General features: G+C 69.9%; 1 protein-coding gene. It reads left to right on the top strand.

Annotated features, from left to right (window positions below; translation table 11 throughout):
- Positions 1 to 60: 60 nt before the first annotated feature.
- Positions 61 to 1,090: HAD-IC family P-type ATPase (locus Ahu01nite_RS50045; RefSeq protein ID WP_203843843.1), on the top strand; the 1,030-nt coding region annotated here is incomplete at its 3' end.

Raw genomic sequence — 1,090 nt, 5'->3', positions numbered from 1 at the left:
CCTGGTCGCCCTCACCTTCCTGCCCGCTCTCGCTCTCGGACCCATCGCAGAGGGACTGTCATGACCCCTACCAACCGCCCCGCCGCCACCCTTGAACCGGCTGAAGGCCAGACCCCCGAGAAACCCTCCACCGACGAACAGTCCGCCCCGGCCGGTAACCGCCGTGTCGGTGGCGGCCTGCTCGACCCGAAACAGCTGTGGCAGGCCGTGCCCGGCGCGCTGGCCAAGCTCGACCCGCGCACCCTGTGGCACAACCCGGTCATGCTCATCGTCGAGGCCGGCGCACTGTTCACCACCATGCTCGCGGTCACCGACCCGAGCGTGCTCGCCTGGTCGATCACCGTCTGGCTGTGGCTCACCGTCGTCTTCGCGAACCTGGCCGAAGCCGTCGCCGAGGGTCGCGGCAAGGCCCAGGCCGCCACGCTGCGCCAGTCCAAGAAAGACACCGTCGCCCGGCGCCTCGTCGACGGCGTCGAGCGGCTCACCCCGGCCGCCGAGCTCAAGCAGGGCGACACCGTCGTCGTCGAGGCCGGCGAGACCATCCCGGGCGACGGCGACGTCATCGAGGGCATCGCCAGCGTCGACGAGTCGGCCATCACCGGCGAATCCGCACCGGTCATCCGCGAATCCGGCGGCGACCGCTCGGCCGTCACCGGCGGCACCAAGGTCCTCTCCGACCGGATCGTCGTGAAGATCACCCAGAAGCCCGGCGAGAGCTTCGTCGACCGGATGATCGCGCTGGTCGAGGGCGCCAACCGGCAGAAGACACCGAACGAGATCGCGCTGAACATCCTGCTCGCCGCGCTCACGCTCATCTTCCTGCTCTCGGTCGTCACGCTGCAGCCCCTGGCCATCTTCTCGAAGGCGTGGCAGGCCGCCGCCCCGGACACCGCGGCGATCGATGGGCACGGCGTCACCGGGATCGTGCTGGTCTCCCTGATCGTCTGCCTGATCCCCACCACGATCGGCGCGCTGCTGTCCGCGATCGGGATCGCCGGCATGGACCGCCTCGTGCAACGCAACGTCCTCGCCATGTCCGGCCGCGCGGTCGAGGCAGCCGGTGACGTGAACACGCTGCTGCTCGACAAGA

This window comes from Winogradskya humida (assembly GCF_016862215.1).
Lineage (GTDB): Bacteria > Actinomycetota > Actinomycetes > Mycobacteriales > Micromonosporaceae > Actinoplanes > Actinoplanes humidus.
Note: the sequence above shows the minus strand (reverse complement) of the source record. Positions and strands in the feature narration are given on the sequence as shown.